The following is a 22304-nucleotide window of genomic DNA, read 5'->3' as shown; positions in this document are numbered from 1 at the left end:
GTGAAAGATTAAAAACAATTGAGGTTCTTCATTTCGTCTTATTCAGAATGGCAGCAACGAAATATAAAGCAAGAGCTCTCAGATTTCCCTGAGAGCTTTTGTTATTTAAAAATAATTTGAAATTTTATCCAGTTCGAGATCTTCGTAATCAGAGATCACTGTACCGGCCAGCGTATAATCCTGATTTTTCGAATGTGGGCTTCTGTAAGCCGCACAGAAAATTTCTGCTCTGTGGGCTGCCAGAATTCCATTGGTGGAATCTTCAATGACCATGCAGTTTTCTACCGGTTCACCAGCCATTTCTGCTGCCAATAAAAAAACTTCAGGATGAGGTTTGGATTCTTTTAGTTCAGCACCGCTGATCTTTCCAGAGAAATACTTCTCGAGTCCAAACTTTTCAAATACCATATTGATGGTAGTCATCGTGGCAGAAGAAGCCAATATCAGCTTAATGTCATTTTCATGATAATGCTCAATAAGTTTTCTTACCCCCGGAATTAAATCAAATTCATCATCATTGTAAAAATAATCTTTGAAATGAGCCCTTTTGATACCGGCAATGGCTTCGTGGGTATGATGTAAATTAAACCGATCGATCAAAGTTTCACAAACCCTTTTGGTAGAAGCTCCCGTAAAAGAAGTGTACAGATCTTCGGAAACTGCAATTTCCAATTCATCAAACGTTTTGAAATAAGCTTTTCTATGCAATGGTTCTGTATCTACAATCACCCCATCCATATCGAAAAGAACAGCTTTTAAGGACATATTGAAAGTTTTTACAAAAATAACTTTTAAAATTTAAACAATAAAAGATTTAAAAATTTAAAGATTGTACCAAGGTTAAAAATTCATAACAAACCGCTCATCATTTATAACTCAAGTACTATTTTGTATCTTTGTGGAATCTTTAAATTTTTAAATCATTTAATTTTTTAATTAATAATTATATATGAAAACATACGCAGGAATTCCCGAGGAAAACGCAACGTTAGAGAATTCGAAAGTAATGTTGGTAACGGTTCCTTATGACGGAACTTCAACATGGGGCAAAGGAGCTGATAAAGGTCCGGAATTGTTCTTGGATGCTTCTGAAAACATGGAGCTTTATGATATTGAAACACAGACTGAGCCTTACCTTCAGGGAGTATACCTGGCCGGAGAAGTGTCTGAAAATTCTACGCCTGAAGCGATGACAGAAGCTGTTTATCAGAAAACAAAAGAGCTTTTGAATAACGAGGGTAAACTATTTACTCTTTTCGGTGGTGAGCATTCTGTTTCTATCGGTTCTATCCGTGCGGTAGGTGAGAAATTTGAAAACCTTACCGTTCTTCAGTTAGATGCTCATACAGATTTACGTCCTGATTTCCACGGTTCTACATCAAACCATGCTTGTGCTGTTTTTGAAGCCAACCAGAAGCATAATTTAGTACAGGTGGGAATCCGTTCTATGGATGCTGAAGAAACTCAGTATTTACCGGAAGGAAGGGTATTCTTTGCTCACGAAATTGCCAACAATGAGAACTGGATCAATGATGTATTGGATCAAGTATCGGGAAATGTCTATATTACTATTGACCTTGACGCATTCGACCCTTCTATTGCTCCGTCTACAGGAACTCCTGAACCAGGTGGATTGCAGTGGTATCCAACGTTGGAATTATTAAGAAAAGTATTTGAAAAATGTAATGTGGTAGCATTTGATATTGTAGAATTAATGGATTCTCCAATGGCTAAGCCAACAGCTTTCCTGGCGGCTAAGTTATATTACAAAATGCTTGCCTACTACGATATTTATAACAACAACTAATATTCCGCAAGAATCGGATTTTTTCTGCCGTGTATTCTTTGGAAATTTGTGAGGTAAAAACAATACAAAATGTCCACACAAAGTCAGATAGATTATAACAGAATTGCCAAAGCGATAGAATATATCCGGAGCAATTTCAGGCTTCAGCCAAGTTTGGATGAAGTGGCAGAAAATATTCACCTGAGTCCGGCCCATTTTCAGAAGATATTCACGGATTGGGCAGGAACAAGTCCGAAGAAATTTTTACAGTTCATCAGTCTTGAACACGCTAAAAATTTATTGAAGGAAGAAAAAGCAAGTTTGTTCGATACGGCCTATGAGACAGGATTATCCAGCACAAGCAGGCTTCATGATCTGTTTGTAAAGATAGAAGGAATGTCTCCGGCAGAATATAAAAACGGAGGAAGAAGCCTAAGCATCAATTACAGTTTTTCCGGAAGTCCTTTCGGAACTCTATTGGTAGCGTCTACAGAAAAAGGAATCTGTTATATGGCTTTTGAAAACGCTAAAGAAACAGCATTAGGGGATCTGAAGCAGAAGTTCCCCAATGCTTCTTTTTTTGAAAAGCAGGACAGGCTTCAGAAAAACGCATTATCCCTGTTCGATAAAGACTGGACAAAGCTCGATACCATCAAACTTCATTTAAAAGGAACCGATTTTCAGCTGAAAGTCTGGGAAAGTTTATTAACGATTCCGATGGGAAAACTCTCTACTTATGGCAGTTTAGCAGAAAAGATCGGAAATCCCAAAGCTTCAAGAGCTGTAGGAACGGCAATCGGGAGCAATCCGGTAGCCTTTCTGATCCCTTGTCATCGTGTTATTCAATCTACAGGACATTTGGGCGGTTACCGATGGGGAAGTGAAAGAAAGCAGCTGATGATGGGATGGGAAAGCTCACGGATTTATTTGTAAAGCCAATTTATTTTATCCCTTTTTTTATTAAACGGGGCTAAACGTTTCTATTGATAAAAAATCATCATGTAATTTGTATTTCCCAATAATAAAATAATGAATACATTGTACGTTGTCCATTTCACAGATTATCAGCCACTATGACGAGTCTATTCGAAGAAATATCAGATTATCCTTTAAACATCCTTCCGCATGACGGAACGGTTCATTATTACGGTAAGGTTTTTTCTAAAGAAAAATCTGATCAGTATTATAATTATTTATTCAATCAGATTCCATGGGAAAATGATGAGGCAATGATCTTCGGAAAGCTGATCCTTACTAAACGGAAAGTAGCCTGGTTTGGAGAAAAGCCTTTTGAGTATACCTATTCAAAAAGGACAAAATATGCAAAGCCCTGGACTCCGGAGCTGCTGGAGCTGAAGAAGAAGTGTGAGGAGGTTTCAGGTGAAACCTATAATTCATGCCTGCTCAATCTATACCATGACGGAAGTGAGGGAATGGCTTACCATAGCGATGGTGAAACGGATCTGAAAAAACATGGCGCCATTGCTTCTCTGACCTTCGGAGCAGAGAGAAAGTTTTTGTTCAAACACAAAAGGACAAAAGAAAAGGTTGAATTATTCCTTGAAAACGGCAGCCTATTGATCATGAAAGGGACGACCCAGGATAACTGGCTTCACAGGCTTCCACCTACTACCAAAGTGAAAACCCCAAGAGTGAACCTTACGTTCAGAACGATCGAAGAGTAATATTGATACAGAGGAGATAGTATTTAAAGAATAAAGAATAAAGAATAAAGAATAAAGACATTACATTAAATGTTTTGTTTCTCATCAGGCAGATGATACGGATCTTTTTGCATCATCTGCAAGATCATCTCAATTTGCGGGACTAAAAAAATAAAAAAGCTGTTCAAACGAACAGCTTTTTCAGTTTATTTAATGATCTCAGCTTCAATCGAACTGTCATCATATATTTTGATAAATGCTTTTGTATAATCTTCTTTTGATGCAAAATTAGGATTATCCAGGAACTTCTGTGGATTGACAGCAAACAATGGGAACCATGTGCTGCTGATCTGTATCTGGATTTTATGTCCTTTCCTGAAAGTATGAACCACATCCTGCAGCCTGAAATTGACAGCTGTTTTCTGATTAGGAACCAAAGCTTCCCCTTTCTCTCTCGAGTTTCTGAATCTGGCAGGCATGATCTCGCTTCTTACCATCTGATGATAGTTTCCGTAGATAACACCATCTTTCCTTTCAGCAGGTTTAAAATCTTCAGGATATACATCGATCAGTTTCACTGCAAAATCAGCATCGGTAGAAGAAGAGGCGATGTTCAGCTTAGCCATGATTTCTCCTGCGAAAGTAATATCTTCAGTCAGGACATCTGTAGTGAATGTCAGTACATCCGGTCTCCCTACTGCAAACCTCTGGTCCTCTGACATATAATTTTTAGGCGTAAAACCATTGAAATCCTTCAGGTGATCTGAGCTTAAAACAGGATTTTCAGGATCACTATAATATTCAGAATATCCTTGTCCTGAAGTCTTTTTCAGCGTCTTATCCGATAAATAAAAATTAATTTTCTGTGCATTTTTCGGTGGGTATGAAGCGAATTCTTTCCACTCCTTAGCACCTGTGTCATACATTAAAGCTTCGGGAAGGCCTGCATCCTCTTTGGTATTTCCTTTCAGATAATGATTGAAGAATTTCGTTTCGATATTTTTTTGATAATAGGTAGCAATACTGTCTCCAAAATAGGTTTCACTGTGGAAATGCTTACCCTGTTCCTGAGACCAGCCTCCATGGGAAAATGGTCCCATTACTATCGTATTTTTAGCTTTAGGGCTGTTTTTTTCTATTGTTTTGTAAATATTCAATGGTCCGGAAAGATCCTCAGCATCAAACCATCCTCCTACGGTCATTACAGCATGATTAATGTTTTTCAGGTGAGGAAGAAGGTTTCTTTTTTGCCAGTATTCATCATAATTGGTATGATTCATAATCTCTGTCATGAAGAAATTATCCTTATAATATTTTTCATAAGCCTCTTTCAGCGTACCAAGCTCTCGGTAAAACTTTAATCCGTCTTCGGAGGTTTGTCTGACGAAAGAATCCATATACCAGGCATTGGTTTCTGCTTTGGTCTTCTGAATTCCAAAAACAGGAAACGTTCTGAAATATGCTAGCATAAACCTGCCATTATGAAGGAAATCATCATTCCAGAAATCAGAAATAGGGGCCTGGGGAGATGAGGCCACTAAAGCAGGGTGCTGAGCCAGTGTTCCCACAGCAGTATAAAACCCGGGATAGGAAGTTCCGAATTGCCCTGCTTTACCATTGTTGTCTTTTACGTTTTTCAAAAGCCATTCTATCGTATCGTAAGTATCGGTACTTTCGTCAACATCCTTTTTTGTTTTATGTTCCACCTGCGGGGTCATATTGGTAAAAGTTCCTTCACTCATATATCGTCCGCGAACATCCTGGTAGACAAAGATATATTTGTCTTTCATAAGATAGGAGTTGGGACCGAGCTTTGTCTTGTATTCACTTTCTCCATAAGGTGCAATACTGTAGCAGGTTCTCTGCATCAGGAAAGGATATTTGTTCTTATTCGAAATATCTTTGGGAATATATACGGCAGTGAAAAGCTTCACTCCGTCACGCATCGGAATATAAAATTCTTTCTTGGTAAAATTGTCCTTAACGAAATTGTCTTTCTCTTCCGTTTTCTGAGCTTTTCCAAGAATGAAAAAAAGAATAAATAGAACTGAAATATGGATTTTCATAAAAAAAATTTGCAGCTAATTTAAAAATAAAAATGTTGCTGTAGAATTTTATCAGCTAAATCTTATTTTAAAAATGGATCTCTCAGGAATAACTCCAAAAATCATTAAAATGTATAAAAATGTTTTCAGGACGACAAAGTAATCAGAATACATTATTTCTTTTTCATTTTTTTACCGACAAATGTGTTCAGCTTCATGCTTAAAGAGAACATGATGTATCGTTTCAGGATAAGGTCTTCACGGTCCTCAAAATAAGAATCCGTAATATTTCTCCTCACACTCTGATTTTGGTTCAATACATCATAAATTTTCACTTTTGCCGTAAACTGTTTCTTATAGAATGAGTATCCCAGACTGGTATTCCAGAAATAAAAGTCTTTTTTGAATCCGGGAGCGATATTCGAATTGGTATTGTATTCAAAGTCATTTCCGAAAACAAATCTGCTTTGGAACAGGTAATTGGTCAGTTCCAGCTTTAAAGATTGGTTGGTGGTATTGATCCTGTCAATATTGGAATTGGAATATTGGGAAAAATTGTATCCGATTCTATAGGATGGTTTTATTGAGAGCTTGTTTTTGATCTCAAAATTTAGATTTAATGAAGGATTTATGCTATATGAGCGGCTTTTGATGAGCTGCCCGTTGATAGAAGTGTTGTTGTAGGTATGGTTCATAGAAAACCTGGGGCTGATCATGATTTTTTTATCCTGCCATTTAAAGGTCTTATTCAAAATTGTGCTGATAGTAAAGCTTTTATTCCCGCTGATATTATCATAGGTGACAATTTGCTTTCCGGCATCATCATATCTTGTATAATTGATAACATCGTTGTTGCTGTAAACAAAACCTACATTGATATGGTAGTTGAGTCCTGAGACCCTGCTATAACTGTCAAAAGAAACAGAGCTGCTGTTCATCCATGAATTTTTCAGGTCGGGATTTCCGGTGTAAGTGACCAGAGGATCTGATTCGTCTTTATAGGGAATTAGCCTTTCCGCCCCCGGAATATTGAAATTGGAAGAATTGGATAGTGTCAGTCTTTTACTTTCCGAGAAAGCGTACTGAAAATTCACCATATATCTTGGAAGAACAAAGTTTTTCCGGAGATCATATTGCTGTCCTTTAAAAACAGAGTTGACCTTCATATCCGAAATATCAAGGCTCAGAGTACTCCAGGTAATTATTTTCTTTTTGGTAAGATAAACAGAAAGTTCCGGAGAAAGCTGGTTAATCCTTTGTTCCGTACTGTTTGACAAAACAGTGTTGTACTTGGAATACTGCCCGGTGATATCGTCAAAATCACTGACGTCTCTGAAATCACGGGATAATTTTGAATTATAGTTGATATCAAGGCTTACGGTGGCAGAATCTGAGATCGGTTCCATATATCCGGCTCTGAAGGTATAATTATTACCCTGGCTCAGGTTTTTCTGCAACTGATCCCTGTTGTCTGTAGTGGTGCCGGATTCACGGTAAAATGTATTTTGTGACTGATTGATTGTATGAGTTTTGGATTCGGAAATGCTACTGTTGACCGTAGCAGAGATCACACGTCCTTTTTTTCTCAGATTTTTAGTAAAATAGATAGAGGGAGTGAAAGTATTGCTCTCACCATCTGTATGATTGGATGACTGGCTTTCATTAAGAAGCTGATCATTTCTTAACGTTGAAGACTTTGATCTGCCGGTGCTGAAGTTTTCTGATCTTGAAAAAGATGGTGATATATAAATATTAGTCTGAGAATCCGGTTTTATTCTGGTGGAATTGTCAAAATTATATTGTCTGGATTCACTTTCACCGGTGTTTTCAGAATTGATTTTAAGCGTATAATCCGGAAGGAGTGTGGTTCTGGATACTTTGGAACGCGTTTCTTTGTCAGATTCGGAGTATCTTACGCTGAGGTTATCCAGATCCGCATCTGGTGAAAGCTTGTCATTGTAATTGAATCCAATGGTTGAAGACCTTTGGATGCCCCCTCCGTTGCTTTGGGTTCCTCCTCCTCTGATACTTGCCATATTATCAAAAACGTTATCAGCGGAAACACTCCTCGAATTGATATTATTGGAAGACGCCATAAGGCTGAGCTTGGTGTCTCCTTTAAAATAGCTTACCATCCCGCTTCCTTCATATCGTTTATCCGAGCCATAGCCAATGGTGGCTCTTGAGATCAGTCCTTTATTCTTCTTTTCATCAATAGTAAAGTTGATGGTTGTATTCTGGGATTTAGGGGGTCTTTTGGTGAATTCTTCTTCCTTTGTTTTAGTTGTGGTAAACTGAATGTTTTTAATGATGTCAGCAGGGAGATTTTGCAGAGCCATTTTACCGTCTTTATCAAAAAATGGTTTTCCATTGACCATAACCTGGTCTACAGTTTTACCGTTCACTGTAATTTTGTCATCATTACCGATCTCCACTCCCGGAACCTGTTTCAGAAGTTCCTGAAGGTTGCTGTCAGGACGCACTTTGAGTGCTGAGGCATTGAACTCTACCGTGTCATTTTTTATTTTTACCGGAGAAGCGCTAATCTTTACCTCATCAATATGGATCACTTTTTTGGGTTCGAGCTCTATATCTCCTAAGATTACCGGCTTGTCAATTTTTTCAAATACTTTTGAGTAAAACAGCTTTTCAGTATCGATTGTCAGAATGGAAGGCCCTTCCTGCTCATCTATTTTCAAAGAAAATCTGCCTTCTTTATTGGTTGCTGTATAATTGACAATAGATGAATCTTTGGCTTTCAGCAGATATACGGTGACATTTTCTATAATTTTTTTGTCGGAATCAGATACTTTTCCATTAATATACAGCTGTTGGGAGTGCACAATAAGAATATTGCATACCAGCATCCATAACAGTAAGACTTTCTTCATTGAGTTTTTCAAAGCGTAAAAATAAAAAAACATCCCTAAGCAGGGATGTTTCTATATTTTTTTTGTGATAATTTATTATTATTTAATAAAAATTATGCTCTCAGGTATCTTGAATAAGCGTATCCTTCCTGACCGTCAGCGGTTTTTACTTTCCACCAGTCGTCAGAAGTCTGTTCAATTAGAGTTACAGAAGAACCTTTTGCGGCTTTTCCTACAACAGCAGCTTCAGTAGAAGGCTCCTGTCTGATATTCAGGTTAGAATCTTCCGTTGCAACGGTTAAAGAAGCTCCTGAAGCAAGACCTGCAACCTGTACATCGATATTGATATCTGAAGCGGAATAAGTAGAATCGATCACTCCCAGAGCGTTCCATACAGCATCTTTTGCAGCTGTATTGGAAGCGTTTCCGGAAACGTAAAGAATTCCGTCCTGCTCCTGAACCTGAAGATTTGAAATTCCTGCAGACTGTGCTGCTGAAACTACGCTTGAATATTTATCTTGTAATTCGCTCATCTTAAATTATTTTACGATTAGGTTGTTGTTATACTTTCCGATTTTCAAAGCATCTACAGACTCTTTGATCTTTCTTGCCTGTTGTCCGGAAACATTTCCTGTAAGAGTAAGCTGTCCGTTTACCACTTCTACTTTTACAGAAGGGAAATCTTTAACTGCATCCTGAACTTTTTTCTGAACTGCAGGATCTACAGCAGAAGTAGTTTCAACCGGCGCAGGTTCAGCTGCAATAGTAGACATATCCATTACGTCTTTTACTCCATTGATTGCTTTTAGCTGTGCAATCATGGCATCCTTAGACTGTTGGTCCGCGAAAGTTCCGCTTAAGTGTGCCACACCTTCTTTTACTTCAACAGAAGCATTGGGATTAGAAGTTACTACAGTTGTAGCCTGAGTCTGAAGATCGGCATCAGAAATTTTCTTTTTACAAGAAACTGCCCCGAAAGATACTGCTACAGCTAATGCAGCCATTGCGATAGTTTTTTTCATATTGTATATTTATTTAACGTTGTTATACAATCAAATGTAATAATAAAATTTGTACCAAAAGAATAAAAATTCAATAAATGTTTCTTAATTTTTTTACAATATTATCTAAATCAGTAATTTAATTTTCAGGGATTAAAAACTTAATGCGGAATTAAACTGCTGTGAAGAAAATATTCTGTCAATTGAAAAACCATTATATTTGCGCAAATTGAACTATATATATGAAAGGACAAAATAAACTTTTTATAGCCATTATCATTGCGCTGATCCTGGGAGTAGGAATTGGAGGAATAGTACATGTGAAGTATCCGGAAAGTGCAGAACCCTTTTCCAAGAATATAAAATTATTGGGAACGGTTTTCATCAGGCTGGTACAGATGATCATTGCTCCGCTGGTATTTACCACCCTGGTTGTGGGAATTGCTAAAATGAGTGATATCAAAATGATCGGAAGAGTAGGTACAAAGGCAATGCTTTGGTTTATTTCCGCGTCTCTTATTTCCCTTTTCATAGGATTGATACTTGTTAACTGGCTGGAGCCCGGTCATGTCACCAAGCTGCCAATCCAGGATGCTGCTTCTGCTGATGAACTTCTTAAAAGCAGCAAAAGCTTTTCTATGGAAGACTTCGTGAAGCATATGATCCCTAAAAGTTTATTTGAAGCCTTTGCTACCAATGAAGTACTTCAGATTGTGGTATTCGCCATTATGTTTGGAGTGGCTTTAGCCAATCTGGGTGAGGAATATGCTAAGCCGGTGGTTAAGCTTTTCGATATCATTGCTCATGCGATCCTTAAAATGGTAGGGTATATCATGTGGTTCGCTCCTTTTGGAGTGTTGGGAGCTATTGCAGCGGTGGTGGCTACCAACGGTTTTGAAATCTTTAAAGTATACGCTATTTACTTAAGAGACTTCTTCTTTGCGATAGGAGTTCTTTGGGTAGTGCTTTTACTGGTAGGGTATTTTATCTTAGGGAACCGTCTTTTTGACCTGTTGAAAAGAATTAAAGAACCATTATTGATCGCTTTCTCTACAACAAGCTCAGAAGCAGTATTCCCGAAATTGGTGGAAGAACTTGAAAAGTTCGGATGTAACAGCAGGGTGGTATCTTTCATCCTGCCTTTAGGGTATTCTTTCAACCTTGATGGAAGTATGATGTATATGACATTCGCCTCTATATTCATTGCGCAGATCTATGGCATTGAAATGACGCTTGGACAGCAGATCACCATGCTTTTGGTATTAATGCTTACTTCAAAAGGGATTGCAGGAGTACCGAGGGCTTCACTGGTAATCATTGTCGCAACATGTTCCATGTTTGGAATTCCGCCGGAAGGTATTGCCTTAATCTTACCAATTGACCACTTCTGTGATATGGGAAGAAGTATGACGAACGTGTTAGGAAACACATTGGCTACATCTGCAGTATCGAAGTGGGAAGGACAGCTAACCGAACCTATAGACAAAATTTAAAAAATGAGTGTAAAAAACTTAGAAACTTATAAAAGCCATATTCACGAATATGGCTTTACTGTTATTAACCGTGTCTTTTCTCCCGAAGAAATAGAAAAAATAACCAATGCTCTTCAGAATATCGATACTTCAAAAGAAACTTTCAGAAAATCTGAAGACCTGTTTGCGATAAGACAGTTTTTAAAAGAAGTCCCGGAAATAAAGGATCTTATCTTTAATGACAAGATTAAAAAAATAATTAGAGAAATCTTCGGTGAAAAATATTTCATAGTAAAAAGCATTTATTTTGATAAGCCTGAAACCTCCAACTGGTATGTGGCCTATCATCAGGATCTGACTATTTCCGTTGATAAAAAACTGGATGTACCGGGTTTCGGACCCTGGACCACCAAACAAAACCAGTTTGCGGTTCAGCCTCCATTGGATATTTTAGAGAATATCTATACAATCAGAATTCATCTGGATGATACGGATGAAAACAACGGAGCCTTAAAAGTGGTTCCCGGATCTCATGCTAAAGGAATTTACAGACCGGAAACTATTGACTGGACTGTAGAAACCGAGGAAATCTGTAACGTAGAAAAAGGAGGTGTAATGATCATGAAACCGCTTACTCTTCACGGCTCAAACCGAACGACCAACGGAAAGAAAAGGAGAGTGATCCATATTGAATTTTCAGATAGGGAACTTCCGGAGGCTCTGCAATGGTCTGAAAGGATGAATTGATAAAAAGACCACCCTCCGAATTTTTCGGAGGGTGGTCTTTTTATGGCTGTAAGCAGGAACAGCTCCTGCATTCTTTTTGGTTAATAAAAAGGAGATCTGGTAACCTTTTGGCTATGAGAGCTTCCATCTTCAAGTCTCTATCTTCTTTACCATATTATTTTGCAGAGATCTCGTCAATAAAGATATAGGCTTCACCACCGGCTCCCTGATGCCATTCAGGAAGTTTTCCAAAATAATAAGCTTTTACTTTGATATAGCGGGCTTCGGTGGGAAGAATTTCCGTGGAGAAATCCCTGATCTGTACCTTTTCGTCTTTTGGGTCAATATCATTCTCGATTGTTTTCAGAAGGATAAAATCTTTACCGTTTATTGAGGCGTAATATTCCACTTTTTTAGGCATCAGGATCCAGGCTCTGCTGTCCTGGAGATAGGTAGAAGATAGTCGGGTGATAGGTTGGGGGGATTTGAAATCAATAATGGCTTCAAAATTCTGTCCCTGATAGCCATGCCATTCGCCTTTTCTCCAGTTTATTTCCCCTCTGATCCCATCGATAAGAGCCAGGTTTCCAGTGGCGGTATATTGAGGTGTGGCTTTTGAAAGAATATCAATATCCCAGTAATTGGGTCTTCTGTTGAAATTGGCTGCTGTCACCGAGCTTTTTTCCCCATTTCTTTCCGAGTAAGCCTCAACCCGGGTAGTTTTGCTGATAGAAAACGGTCCTTTATAAGCGGTGAAGTTTTTTCTTTTATTGCTGTCACTTTCATCCATAGTCATATAATAGACTTTGTCTTCCGTATTGAGCGGAGTGATTTCAACCTTAGTATTAAAATCAAAGATTCGGTCTGCAGCAATGACGGGGGAAGCCGTGAGCTGGGAGTATTTAAAATCTTTAGCCGGTTTTATATTTTCAAATCCCAGTTTTTTAAGCTCCGCTTTTGCTGTATTTTTAGTGATGGTTTTTGTCGTTCCGTCTTCAAGATGAATTTTAATCTCATCAAAGTAAGGGGTTGTTGTCTCCCATTCAGGCAATCCCGGAGTTACAGAATAAATCCCGATTGAGCTTAAAATATACCAGGCGCTCATTTGCCCGCAGTCCTCATTTCCGATCAGGCCGTCTGGGCTATTTTTATAAAAATTATCAAGGATGTACCTGATCTTGGCATCCGTTTTTTCAGGCTTGTCTACAAAATTGTACAGATAGGCAATATGATGGCTGGGCTCATTTCCCTGGGCATACTGTCCCATCAATCCGGTAATATCTACCTGCTCCCTGCCTGTTGTTTGGTCAGGGGCAGCAAAAATGGTGTCAATGAACTGTTCAAACTTTTCTTTTCCGCCATGCGCTGCGATCAGTCCCGGAATATCCTGCTGTACAGAATAAGAGTAGTGCCATGCATTTCCCTCTGTATAATTGTTATTTACTTCCCTCGGATCAAAAGGTTCATACCAGTTTCCGTTTTTTCTGGGCTGCATAAAACCATTTTTAGGATTATAAAGGTTTTTCCAGTTCTGAGAGCGCTTCATGAAATACCGGTAATCTTCCTTTTTACCTAAAATTTTTGCCATTTGGGCAATACACCAGTCATCATAGGCGTATTCTACTGTTTTGGAAACACTTTCATGCTCATCATCTATGCTGATATAATTATTCTGTTTGTAAGCACTCAATCCGAAAATATCCAGCATGGCAGAATTTTTGGAAGCCTGATAAGCCTTTTCATAATCAAATCCCTGAATTCCTTTGGCCATGGCGTCAGCAATCACAGATACGGCATGGTATCCGATCATACATTCCGTTTCATTGGATGCCAGCTCCCAAACAGGAAGTTTTCCGCCCTGCTCATATTGCCTGATAAATGTATTGATAAAATCTGCAGTTCTTTTTCTGTCGATTAAGGTCATTAAAGGATGAGCCCCTCTGAATGTATCCCAAAGAGAGAATACGGTGTAATAGTCAAAACCTTTTGCGGTGTAAAGTTTGTTATCCCGGCCTCTGTATCTTCCGTCAACATCCATATTGATATTCGGTTGGGTAAAAACATGATATAGAGCGGTATAGAACACTGTCAGTTTATCTTTATCATCAGATTTCACTTCAATTTTTGAAAGTTCCTTGTCCCAGTCGGCTTCGGCCTGTTTTTTTACAGCTTCGAAATCTTTCGATTGTCCTTCTGCCAGCATATTTTTTCCTGCCCCTTCATAGCTGGTTGGAGAAATAGAAACCCTTACATCGATCTTTTCTCCTTTTTTAACATCGGCTGAAAATGCCAAAGCCAGTCTTGTTCCGGTAAAAAGATTGCTTTCCTGCTTTCCATTGACCTCTTTTCTGGAAATCTTCATCGGTTTGGAAAACTCAATCCTGGCGTAAATGTGCTGATTGGTGGCCCAGGCTTCACTTCTTCTGAAAACTTCGATGGTTTTGTCATCAATGATCCTTACTTCACCTTCCAGAAGCTTGTCTCTATGGTTAAGATCTAAAATAATATTGGCATTACCCGCATTATTGAACTTGTATTCATGATAGCCAACCCTTTTGGTGCTGGTCAGCCGGACATCAATATTATTTTTATCCAGTTTCACAGCATAAAATCCTGCGGTAGCTTTTTCATTTTTATGCGAAAATTTTGAAGCATAGTCCTTGCTGTTCAGACCGGGATTTCCCATAGCAGGCATCAGCATGATATCGCCGTAATCTGAAACTCCGGTTCCGTTCAGATGAGTATGGGAAAAGCCATAGATCACGGAATCGGAATAATGATATCCGCTGCATCCATCCCAGCTTCCATCAATTCTTGTATCCGGAGAAAGCTGTACCATTCCGAAAGGAACTGTGGCACCGGGAAAAGTATGTCCGTGGCCTCCGGTTCCTATGAATGGATTGACATATTGCGAGTAGCTTTGAGCGAAAATAATGTGGGTGACAAACAAAGAAAATGTGATGAACCCTTTTTTCATATCCTAATTTTATAATAGCGAATATATTGAAAAAACGGTAAAAGAAATGTAATAAAATGAGGGGATAGCTTGTAAAGAATATCTATACTTCTCCTTCGAAAAAAGTATTAAGATATTCCAGCTTATTCTTTTCATCCCTTGCAGAGCCCAGGTATTTTTTCCATGTCCGGGATTCATGGAAGACAATGTCCATTTCCCAGACGCAATAAGTAGGAAGGTGGATTTTATTCCTGTCCCATACTTCAAAATTTCCGGAACCGTCATAATAAACACTTTCCCACAATTCATTCTCACTTCGCCATGTACATACGAGCAGAAGGTAATTTTCTCCACACCGGTGCATAATGACAAAACCAAGATCATCAATGTCCTGGAAATTTTCTTCTGCATTTTCTATACAGGTCCTGGCATTGTAAATATCCTGTGCTGTAATTTCAGCCGGACCGGTCGCCAGATCATACCATTTGAATCTGGTTTTCCCCACGGTGAAAAGCCCTTTTGGAGAAGCGTATTTGGATGGATAAGTGCTGGAATTCATGGTTGCCGCTTTTGTGATTAGAGATTATGATAAGATAAAAAACAGGACGGAAGAATTTTTAACGATCTGATTTATCACCTGATATTATAGATTTTATTGATTCTAAATTACCGAAAAAATCCGTAAATTTGTAAACAATTTATATTTATATGTTGACGAAAGAAAAGGTTCAGGATTTCCTTAAAGAAATAGAAGTAGACGATTTGGTGAATAATCTTCAGATTATGGGTGATGATGTTTATATTGACATGACTGCCCACTCACCTGCAATGCATGAAAAGAAAAAACTGGAGGCTGCCATGAAACAGGCTTTTGCCAGTGAATTTGGAGAAAATGTTCATTTAAAACTTAAGATCGTTTCTCCGGAGCCTAGTGAAATTCAGCAAAGTCAGATCAAAGGAAAACAAATTCCGGGGATTCAAAATATAATCGCTATTGCTTCCGGTAAAGGAGGAGTAGGGAAGTCTACCGTTTCTGCAAATATGGCAGTAACGTTGGCTAAAATGGGCTTTAAAGTAGGATTGCTGGATGCCGATATTTACGGGCCGTCAGTTCCTACCATGTTCGATACAGAAGGGGAAAAACCGATTTCTGTGGAGGTTAACGGAAAGAGCATGATGAAACCTATTGAAAATTACGGAGTGAAAATGCTTTCTATAGGATATTTTTCAGGATCAAACCAGGCTGTAGTCTGGAGAGGACCGATGGCTTCAAAGGCATTGAATCAGATGATCAGAGATGCTGCATGGGGAGAGCTGGATTTCTTGTTGATCGACCTTCCTCCGGGAACAGGTGATATTCACCTGTCCATTATTCAGGAAGTTCCTGTAACAGGTGCCGTGATCGTAAGTACACCTCAGCATGTGGCATTGGCAGACGTAAGAAAGGGGATTGCGATGTTCCAGATGGAAAGCATCAATATTCCGGTTCTTGGATTAATCGAAAATATGGCGTATTTTACGCCGGAAGAACTTCCTGAAAATAAATATTATATCTTTGGAAATCAGGGAGCGCAATATCTGGCTGAAGATCTGGGAATTCCGGTATTGGGAGAGATACCTTTGATCCAAAGTATCAGAGAAGCAGGAGATGTAGGGAGACCGGCTGCATTACAGGAAGGCTCTAAAATTGAAGAGATCTATACTGAAACAGCAAGGAAAATGGTGGAGAGTCTGGTGGAAAGAAACAAAAATCTACCTCCGACTGAAGCCGTGAAAATTTCAACAATGGCAGGATGCTCACCAAAAGCAAAATAATAATGACTTTCAATTAAATTTGAAAAAAACCGAATTGAACTGAAAAAATATGGAAACAAATATAACGCACGAAGATACAGTAACAAGAGTAATGGAAGCTCTGGAAAGCATCAGACCGTTTTTGAACAAAGACGGAGGTGATATAGAGCTTATTGATGTGAAAGATAATCAGGTTTTTGTAAAACTTTTGGGGAACTGTTCAGGATGCTCATTGAACTTTTCAACACTGAAATTAGGCGTTGAGAATACAATCAAGCAACATGCCCCGGAAATCGAAAAAGTAATAAACGTAGAGTAAAACTATATCTGAGATATTTTTAAGACAGGCTTTTTTATAAAGAGGCCTGTCTTTTTATTTCTTTATTGAATGTGATGATTTCAGGATCTTTACCTGTATCCAATGCAAATCCGAACATACAGCAAATGGCTTCTAATTACTGTTTCGTTACTTTATTCCCCACTCCTGTAAGTGCAACATCAGGTTTTCCGGACTTTGTTCCTGAAGTTTTATAGTATACCGCATTATCACCTCCTTCTATGATTACTTTATCCACTTTATTGATGTATACTTTATTACCCGTTCCTGAAACAGAAATTCTTTTTGCGCTTCCTTTGATGGTCACAGTGTTGCCACTACCTTCAACCTCAGCATTTCCTCCGTTAAGGGTATAGTTGAGCTTGTGGCCTACACCTTCTACCTGTATTTTTTTGTTATTGTCTGACTGCTCTACTCCTTTTGATGATTCAGTCTTTTGGGATTGAGAAAATACTGTACCTGTTCCGGCTAACAGAACGGCCAGAACGCCCATCGTTTTAATACTTTTCATTGTGAATTGGTTTTTTTGTTGGGGTAAATATAGATATAAAATGAATGGAGTAGAATAAAACAAAAGTTAAATGATCTTAAATATTGAACACTATATGGCTATATTTTCAATACTCTCTTTGATCGCTTTCAATACATCTGTTGATTTTTCCCGGATGATCAAAGCATTTTTTTTATTTCTGATAAGCTCTGTAAAATTATTATCCTCAATATTGATATCTACTATAAATGCACCATATTTTATGGCTGTTTCCGCAATGGCGATAGGAAGTCCTGTTGCTCCCGAAGTTCCGATGATGAATAGTACACCACTGTTTTTGGCAACTTTTAAAGCACTGAATCTTTTGTTTGTTTTTTCATTATAATATTCATCAAACCACAAGATATTAGGACGCATCCAGTAGCCGCAATGAGGGCAGGTAAGAAGTTCTTTATCATGATCCGTAAGATCTTCATCTATATCCTTCCCTTTTATTTCCTTTGGCAGATCCAGGATATCCTTACATCCGTTTGAACATTTAATTTCCCGGTTATTTCCGTGTATTTCATAGATTCTCTGGCTTCCGGCCCGGCGGTGGAGGTTATCAATATTCTGAGTGATTAAATGAAATCTGTCGTGAAGCATGTTTTCAATATCTGCCAGTTCAAAATGGCTTTCATTGGGAGAAGCACTCTCAAACATCTTTTTTCTGAAAAGAGAATACTGAAGAACCTCTTCCGGATGCTGTCTGAAATATCGTAAGGTCCCGAATTCTTCCGGTTTATGAAACTGTGTACCCTTTACCCAGATTCCGTCTATACCCCGGTATGTCGGGATCCCGCTGTCGGAGGAGATTCCTGCTCCGGTCAGGAAGGTGAAAAGGTTTCGTTTTTCTTTTTGGTAAACATGATGAATAATATTTTCTAATTGTGTTTTCATAGATGATATAAAAGTTTAAAGCTAATCAATTTATTTATAACAAAAAAGCTCCGGAAATCTCCCGGAGCTTTTTCTATCAACTCAATATATGCTACTTTACAATCACTCTTTTTAATTGTCCTTCTGAGGTTTTTACAAGATAGACCCCTGCAGAAAGATTAGAAGTATTGATTGTTAAAGCATTTTTCTCTTTTCTGATCAGCTTTCCTGACATATCATACAGCTCATAATCCTGCTTTCTGTTGAAGTAAAGTGTATTCCCCTTGTTGACAGGATTCGGGAATATATTGAATGTTGCTGTTCCGGATTTCGTTTCACCGGTCCCCAAAGTAGGTGGCATTGCTACTTCATACATCGATAAAGTTCCGCTGATCTCATTGGCAATGATAACGTAGCCTTTATTGGTCGTTGTATTTTCCGGAGCAATATAAATAATTCCTTCAGGACCGTTGTCCCCACCATAGGCTGAAGTGGAGCGGGAGTGCTTATAATCGGTGAAAGTAGGATTGTTAGGATCAGTGATATTGTAAACCATCACACCGCCGGTTCTTTCCAGGGTAATGAAAGCGTAAGTCTGGCCGTTAATGGTACCCAGCGTTATTCCTTCCGGCTCCGGACCTTTTGCACGGCTTCTGTTTTTAACGGCATTGGATTCATTGTCAGCATTGAACAGTAAAGGATGATTGGCGGCGATATATCTTTCAAACTGGTCTCCGCTGTCATACACGATTTGTCGAGTGTCTGCATTGAAGATGGAGAATGAACGTGCCCCTAATGCTGCTATTTCTTCAAATTCTGCATCTCCATCCGTATTTCCGGTAGCTGAGGAAACCCTGAACCTTCCCAGATTGTGAGATGCTTTTAATATGGCTGAATTTGGGAAAATAGCAGGATCTAAAATATAATTGCTTGCCCCTACCGTTGTTCTTTCACTATATCCTGAAAGGTCTTTTTCATCCCCTTCATTGGCTGTTACGATATAATGGGTATTTCCAACCTTATAGTTCTGCACGGCATCAGGAACATAATAGGCTTTTACCGGCCAGTTGGCAATTAAAACCTCACCGTTATTGTCAGAGGCATCAAAGCCATTCCCCGGAAGGCTCATATCCTTTTTGCCCAATCCCCAGATTCCTGTAATGGTTTTAGCTGCAAGATCTACTTCAGCGATTGCATTATTTTCCTGCAGTGTAACCCATGCTTTCTGGCTGTCGGCACTGATGGTCACATATTCAGGCTCCAGATCCTGGGAAAGGGTATTGTTGGTTCTGACTTTTCTCAGACCTGTAGCCGTTAATGCAGCAAGCTGAGAATCAAAATTATTGAAATTAAGGGTAGTTACATTGGCTTGGGTAAGGTTTCCGATGCCGCCCGAAATATCAATGATACTGATCGTGCCCTCGGGATCTACGGTGTAGGCATCGTTAGGCTCTCCTTCATTGGCGGTAACGATTTTTGTTCCGTCAGGAGTGAAAGTGACCATATCCGGTAAGGCGCCCACGGTAACTTGCTTCAAGAAATTTCCGTTAATATCAAAGAATACCACGGAGCCATTCTGCTGCGGATTGGCATTGGGAGAAGCAGCTGCGATAATTCCGTTTTTCACAGCAATACTTGTGATGCCTCCATAAGGAGCCATATTGACTGTTTTTATCACTGACGGGGTTGTTGGAATGCTGAAATCAATAATATCAAAAACATCAGTGAGAGAGCTTATGGTAAATAAACGTTGAGTTGCCGGATCATGAACGACGATTTCTGTAGAGCTGTTATTGGTCCCTGAAGGATCAAAACTACCGATATAATTCAGCTGGATCTGATTGGACGGTACAGGAGCAGGCTTATCATTATCCACAATATAGACTGTTGCGGTATTATCTCCTGAAATGGTGGCTCCGACCGGATTTTCAAGGCTTACCACAAAATATTCTTCCTGTTGCTCTTCCAGCGTATCATCTATAATGGGAATATTAACGGTATAGCTTGTTGTGGAAGGAGTAATATTGATCGTTTGGTTGGCCAGGGTAAAATCATTGCTGTCAGCAGTACTGAAGGGAGCAGGCTTTACAACAAGATTTACAGTGGCTGCTGAAGGATTGGATACATTAATTTTGAATGCGAGATTTCCTGCATTTTCATTGACTTTAATAAAATTCTTTTCTAATGCAATTGAAGTACCTGCAGTAGTGAATGTAGAGGATGTGGCTGCTGTTACCGCATTATCACTGAAATCTTCAACCATATTAGGTTTCAGAGCAAGATAGTAAGTTTGCCCCGGCATCAAGCCGGAAGTCGGGATGACTGTGATGGTGTTATTACTGAAAGCAGTAGTAAAGGGAACTTGTGTCCCTGCAGAACTTCCCTGTCGGAATTCTACAAGGCTTTGTGCATTAGAATCGTTGATCGCAGAATTGTCTATCAATCTTATATTTTCATTAAAAGAGAGCGTAGGGTTTACAGCAATGGACGCATTATTGGTATTATGCGCCGGAAGATAAGTTACGGTTGGCGGAGTTGTGTCAATACCTCCGGCAGGAGCAGCATCTACAGTGAAATTATCGAAGCGGTTGTTCCCCTCTGTTCCTCCTCCTGTGGCGTTGAATTCAACTTTTAATTTAAAATTCGGATTATCGGAAACTCCCTGAACAGAAGAGAAATCAAAAGTAATCAGCTGAGGATTGGCGTCCTGAGGATTCACTGTCTGGTACTGAACGAAGGTCGCTCCATCTGTAGAGTAAGACCATGTCTGCGTTCCCGCTCCCTGGCCGGATCTTCGTGTCGTAAATTTGACAATTACATTCTGGTATCCTGTGGTGGGAAGATTGAACTGCAACGCTCCTCCAATCGGGTTATTGAATCTTAAATGAGTTCCTGATCCGTCACCATTCCTGGCATTTAAATTCTCGACATTAAAATTTTGTCCCGTACCTCCTGCAAAGTCTATTATACTGGTACCTCCTGCAATAGCTGTAAGAGATCCGTTTGTAAGTGTAGATGAAGGTGCCGTGATGGCAGCTGCGGATGTATTATTATTAAAATTCCAGTAGTGGATCAGTGTCTGTCCGAAAAGTCCGCTCTGAAAAAAGAATGCGGCAATGACAGCCCCTTTTAATAGGTAGTTGTTGATCATTTTTTAACTTCAATTAGATAAGTACAAAAATGAACTTTATGTTTCGCAACTATTTTAATGGAATCTTAAGAAATGTTTAAAAAATAGGTTTATTTCAGATAAATGATTAAAATGATAAAAAGTGAATATATTTTACATTCCGTTATTTTGCACGCTGTCCGGAAAAGTTCAGAATCTTTCCTGCCTTATTATCTTCCAGCGGATGTTTCTGCATGTAGAAAAATCCTGAAACGGCAGTCAAAAGTAAGAGTACAAAAATAACCAGAACAATTCTTTTTAACATGTCTCTCATATCGCTAAATTTTTAATGTCTCTAATTTCTAAAGTTGATGTAGGATACCCTTTTTGTGTTGCATTGATCATTGCTCTACCTACTTCGTGTAAAGTTAGTGATTTTGTCGGCAAAAAAATAGGGAAAATCCAAATAAAAGGCTTGAAAAACCATTTTACATTCAATTGGCCATCAACTGGTTTCATAAATCCGGGACGGAAATTATAAACTCCTTTAAAGTTCATCTTTTTTAATGCGTTTTCTGTCCGCCCCTTTACCTTTGCCCACATCAATTTTCCACTCTCCGAACTGTCTGTACCGGCTCCTGAAACATAATTGAACACGATCTCCGGATTTTGATGAAGTACAGTTTCCGCAAAATGTAGGGTTGTATCATACGTGATTCCGGTATACTCTTCTTCACTCATTCCTACGCTGCTGATGCCTGCACAGAAGAAACAGGCATCATAACCTTTCAGATTTTCATCATTGATGTCAATTGACAAAAAGTCAGGGACCAGGTATTCTTTCAGTTTGGGATGCGTTTTTCCTGAAGGTTTTCTGCTTACACTCAGTATTTCAGAGACATTCGGATTTTCAAGACATTCCAGTAGAACACCTTCGCCTACCATTCCTGTAGCGCCTGTAAGAATTATTTTGATCGGATTCATTGTTTTGCTGTTGATCGTTGTAAGTTGTATGACGGATGGGGGAGGGGGAATACTTTAAAAAAATAAGAAATTATTAGATAAAAGATAAAAGATAAAAGATAAAAGATAAAAGATAAAAGATAAAAGATAAAAGATAAAAGATAAAAGATAAA

General features: G+C 38.8%; 19 protein-coding genes. 7 read left to right on the top strand and 12 right to left on the bottom strand.

Annotation, left to right across the window (positions count from 1 at the left end):
- Nucleotides 1-105: 105 nt before the first annotated feature.
- The gene (locus AC4IF5_RS11990; RefSeq protein ID WP_490734796.1) at nucleotides 106-765 is read right to left on the bottom strand and encodes an HAD family hydrolase; all 660 of its coding nucleotides are present in this window, start codon (nucleotides 763-765) and stop codon (nucleotides 106-108) included.
- A gap of 184 nt (nucleotides 766-949) precedes the next feature.
- Here AC4IF5_RS11990 and speB point away from each other — a divergent pair, with 184 nt between their 5' ends.
- The 3 genes from speB (at nucleotide 950) to AC4IF5_RS11975 (ending at nucleotide 3471) form a co-directional block, all read left to right on the top strand.
- Nucleotides 950-1807, top strand: coding sequence for an agmatinase (gene speB / locus AC4IF5_RS11985; protein ID WP_490734794.1), 858 nt, complete (start codon nucleotides 950-952; stop codon nucleotides 1805-1807).
- A 69-nt stretch (nucleotides 1808-1876) separates the two neighbouring features.
- Complete coding sequence (locus AC4IF5_RS11980) at nucleotides 1877-2719, top strand: bifunctional helix-turn-helix domain-containing protein/methylated-DNA--[protein]-cysteine S-methyltransferase (RefSeq protein WP_490734792.1); 843 nt, start codon at nucleotides 1877-1879, stop codon at nucleotides 2717-2719.
- Nucleotides 2720-2859: 140 nt separating this feature from the next.
- Entirely contained in the window at nucleotides 2860-3471 is a 612-nt protein-coding gene (locus AC4IF5_RS11975) for an alpha-ketoglutarate-dependent dioxygenase AlkB family protein (RefSeq protein ID WP_490734790.1), read from the top strand.
- Between the two features lie 185 nt (nucleotides 3472-3656).
- Here the strand turns inward: AC4IF5_RS11975 and AC4IF5_RS11970 are convergent, their stop codons facing one another.
- The 4 genes from AC4IF5_RS11970 to AC4IF5_RS11955 all read right to left on the bottom strand — a co-directional run bounded on the left by AC4IF5_RS11970 (nucleotide 3657) and on the right by AC4IF5_RS11955 (nucleotide 9387).
- Entirely contained in the window at nucleotides 3657-5516 is a 1860-nt protein-coding gene (locus tag AC4IF5_RS11970) for a CocE/NonD family hydrolase (protein ID WP_490734788.1), read from the bottom strand.
- 152 nt (nucleotides 5517-5668) lie between these two features.
- Nucleotides 5669-8386: an outer membrane beta-barrel protein gene (locus tag AC4IF5_RS11965; protein WP_490734786.1), complete on the bottom strand. Its 2718-nt coding sequence runs from the start codon at nucleotides 8384-8386 to the stop codon at nucleotides 5669-5671.
- Nucleotides 8387-8478: 92 nt separating this feature from the next.
- Nucleotides 8479-8898, bottom strand: coding sequence for an SH3 domain-containing protein (locus tag AC4IF5_RS11960; protein ID WP_490734784.1), 420 nt, complete (start codon nucleotides 8896-8898; stop codon nucleotides 8479-8481).
- Between the two features lie 6 nt (nucleotides 8899-8904).
- Nucleotides 8905-9387, bottom strand: a complete 483-nt coding sequence (locus AC4IF5_RS11955; protein ID WP_490734782.1) for a BON domain-containing protein — start codon at nucleotides 9385-9387, stop codon at nucleotides 8905-8907.
- Between the two features lie 221 nt (nucleotides 9388-9608).
- On the opposite strand from AC4IF5_RS11955, the gene AC4IF5_RS11950 reads away from it, so the two are divergent.
- Nucleotides 9609-10859, top strand: coding sequence for a dicarboxylate/amino acid:cation symporter (locus AC4IF5_RS11950; RefSeq protein WP_490734781.1), 1251 nt, complete (start codon nucleotides 9609-9611; stop codon nucleotides 10857-10859).
- Between the two features lie 3 nt (nucleotides 10860-10862).
- On the top strand, nucleotides 10863-11585 hold the full coding sequence (locus AC4IF5_RS11945; RefSeq protein ID WP_490734779.1) for a phytanoyl-CoA dioxygenase family protein: 723 nt from the start codon (nucleotides 10863-10865) through the stop codon (nucleotides 11583-11585).
- A 154-nt stretch (nucleotides 11586-11739) separates the two neighbouring features.
- On the opposite strand, the gene AC4IF5_RS11940 is transcribed toward AC4IF5_RS11945, so the two are convergent.
- Both AC4IF5_RS11940 and AC4IF5_RS11935 read right to left on the bottom strand, forming a co-directional pair.
- On the bottom strand, nucleotides 11740-14541 hold the full coding sequence (locus AC4IF5_RS11940; protein ID WP_490734777.1) for a GH92 family glycosyl hydrolase: 2802 nt from the start codon (nucleotides 14539-14541) through the stop codon (nucleotides 11740-11742).
- 82 nt (nucleotides 14542-14623) lie between these two features.
- A complete protein-coding gene (locus tag AC4IF5_RS11935) occupies nucleotides 14624-15079 on the bottom strand; it encodes a hypothetical protein (RefSeq protein WP_490734775.1) in 456 nt (151 codons plus the stop codon).
- A gap of 149 nt (nucleotides 15080-15228) precedes the next feature.
- Here AC4IF5_RS11935 and AC4IF5_RS11930 point away from each other — a divergent pair, with 149 nt between their 5' ends.
- Both AC4IF5_RS11930 and AC4IF5_RS11925 read left to right on the top strand, forming a co-directional pair.
- Nucleotides 15229-16335, top strand: coding sequence for an Mrp/NBP35 family ATP-binding protein (locus tag AC4IF5_RS11930; protein ID WP_490734773.1), 1107 nt, complete (start codon nucleotides 15229-15231; stop codon nucleotides 16333-16335).
- 49 nt (nucleotides 16336-16384) lie between these two features.
- Entirely contained in the window at nucleotides 16385-16633 is a 249-nt protein-coding gene (locus tag AC4IF5_RS11925; protein WP_002977212.1) for a NifU family protein, read from the top strand.
- 136 nt (nucleotides 16634-16769) lie between these two features.
- Here the strand turns inward: AC4IF5_RS11925 and AC4IF5_RS11920 are convergent, their stop codons facing one another.
- The 5 genes from AC4IF5_RS11920 to AC4IF5_RS11900 form a co-directional block, all read right to left on the bottom strand.
- On the bottom strand, nucleotides 16770-17162 hold the full coding sequence (locus tag AC4IF5_RS11920) for a DUF3060 domain-containing protein (protein ID WP_490734770.1): 393 nt from the start codon (nucleotides 17160-17162) through the stop codon (nucleotides 16770-16772).
- 90 nt (nucleotides 17163-17252) lie between these two features.
- Entirely contained in the window at nucleotides 17253-18080 is an 828-nt protein-coding gene (locus AC4IF5_RS11915; protein ID WP_490734768.1) for an SIR2 family NAD-dependent protein deacylase, read from the bottom strand.
- Between the two features lie 91 nt (nucleotides 18081-18171).
- Entirely contained in the window at nucleotides 18172-21210 is a 3039-nt protein-coding gene (locus AC4IF5_RS11910) for a choice-of-anchor I family protein (protein WP_490734766.1), read from the bottom strand.
- A 142-nt stretch (nucleotides 21211-21352) separates the two neighbouring features.
- Nucleotides 21353-21502 (bottom strand): hypothetical protein, encoded by a 150-nt coding sequence (locus AC4IF5_RS11905; RefSeq protein WP_490734764.1) that lies wholly within the window; start codon nucleotides 21500-21502, stop codon nucleotides 21353-21355.
- A complete protein-coding gene (locus AC4IF5_RS11900; RefSeq protein ID WP_490734762.1) occupies nucleotides 21499-22152 on the bottom strand; it encodes an NAD-dependent epimerase/dehydratase family protein in 654 nt (217 codons plus the stop codon). Before AC4IF5_RS11900 ends, AC4IF5_RS11905 begins: the two co-directional genes overlap by 4 nt.
- Nucleotides 22153-22304 lie beyond the last annotated feature (152 nt).

The organism is Chryseobacterium sp. UF-290 (assembly GCF_058245615.1).
The sequence above is the reverse complement of the archived record's forward strand: the minus strand, read 5'-3'. Positions and strand labels throughout refer to the sequence as shown.

Excerpts from the sequence above, each read along its gene's own strand:
- AC4IF5_RS11990 (WP_490734796.1), bottom strand. The coding sequence starts at position 765 with ATGTCCTTAAAAGCTGTTCTTTTCGATATGGATGGGGTGATTGTAGAT.
- speB (WP_490734794.1), top strand. The coding sequence starts at position 950 with ATGAAAACATACGCAGGAATTCCCGAGGAAAACGCAACGTTAGAGAAT.
- AC4IF5_RS11980 (WP_490734792.1), top strand. The coding sequence starts at position 1,877 with ATGTCCACACAAAGTCAGATAGATTATAACAGAATTGCCAAAGCGATA.
- AC4IF5_RS11975 (WP_490734790.1), top strand. The coding sequence starts at position 2,860 with ATGACGAGTCTATTCGAAGAAATATCAGATTATCCTTTAAACATCCTT.
- AC4IF5_RS11970 (WP_490734788.1), bottom strand. The coding sequence starts at position 5,516 with ATGAAAATCCATATTTCAGTTCTATTTATTCTTTTTTTCATTCTTGGA.
- AC4IF5_RS11965 (WP_490734786.1), bottom strand. The coding sequence starts at position 8,386 with ATGAAGAAAGTCTTACTGTTATGGATGCTGGTATGCAATATTCTTATT.
- AC4IF5_RS11960 (WP_490734784.1), bottom strand. The coding sequence starts at position 8,898 with ATGAGCGAATTACAAGATAAATATTCAAGCGTAGTTTCAGCAGCACAG.
- AC4IF5_RS11955 (WP_490734782.1), bottom strand. The coding sequence starts at position 9,387 with ATGAAAAAAACTATCGCAATGGCTGCATTAGCTGTAGCAGTATCTTTC.
- AC4IF5_RS11950 (WP_490734781.1), top strand. The coding sequence starts at position 9,609 with ATGAAAGGACAAAATAAACTTTTTATAGCCATTATCATTGCGCTGATC.
- AC4IF5_RS11945 (WP_490734779.1), top strand. The coding sequence starts at position 10,863 with ATGAGTGTAAAAAACTTAGAAACTTATAAAAGCCATATTCACGAATAT.
- AC4IF5_RS11940 (WP_490734777.1), bottom strand. The coding sequence starts at position 14,541 with ATGAAAAAAGGGTTCATCACATTTTCTTTGTTTGTCACCCACATTATT.
- AC4IF5_RS11935 (WP_490734775.1), bottom strand. The coding sequence starts at position 15,079 with ATGAATTCCAGCACTTATCCATCCAAATACGCTTCTCCAAAAGGGCTT.
- AC4IF5_RS11930 (WP_490734773.1), top strand. The coding sequence starts at position 15,229 with ATGTTGACGAAAGAAAAGGTTCAGGATTTCCTTAAAGAAATAGAAGTA.
- AC4IF5_RS11925 (WP_002977212.1), top strand. The coding sequence starts at position 16,385 with ATGGAAACAAATATAACGCACGAAGATACAGTAACAAGAGTAATGGAA.
- AC4IF5_RS11920 (WP_490734770.1), bottom strand. The coding sequence starts at position 17,162 with ATGAAAAGTATTAAAACGATGGGCGTTCTGGCCGTTCTGTTAGCCGGA.
- AC4IF5_RS11915 (WP_490734768.1), bottom strand. The coding sequence starts at position 18,080 with ATGAAAACACAATTAGAAAATATTATTCATCATGTTTACCAAAAAGAA.
- AC4IF5_RS11910 (WP_490734766.1), bottom strand. The coding sequence starts at position 21,210 with ATGATCAACAACTACCTATTAAAAGGGGCTGTCATTGCCGCATTCTTT.
- AC4IF5_RS11905 (WP_490734764.1), bottom strand. The coding sequence starts at position 21,502 with ATGAGAGACATGTTAAAAAGAATTGTTCTGGTTATTTTTGTACTCTTA.
- AC4IF5_RS11900 (WP_490734762.1), bottom strand. The coding sequence starts at position 22,152 with ATGAATCCGATCAAAATAATTCTTACAGGCGCTACAGGAATGGTAGGC.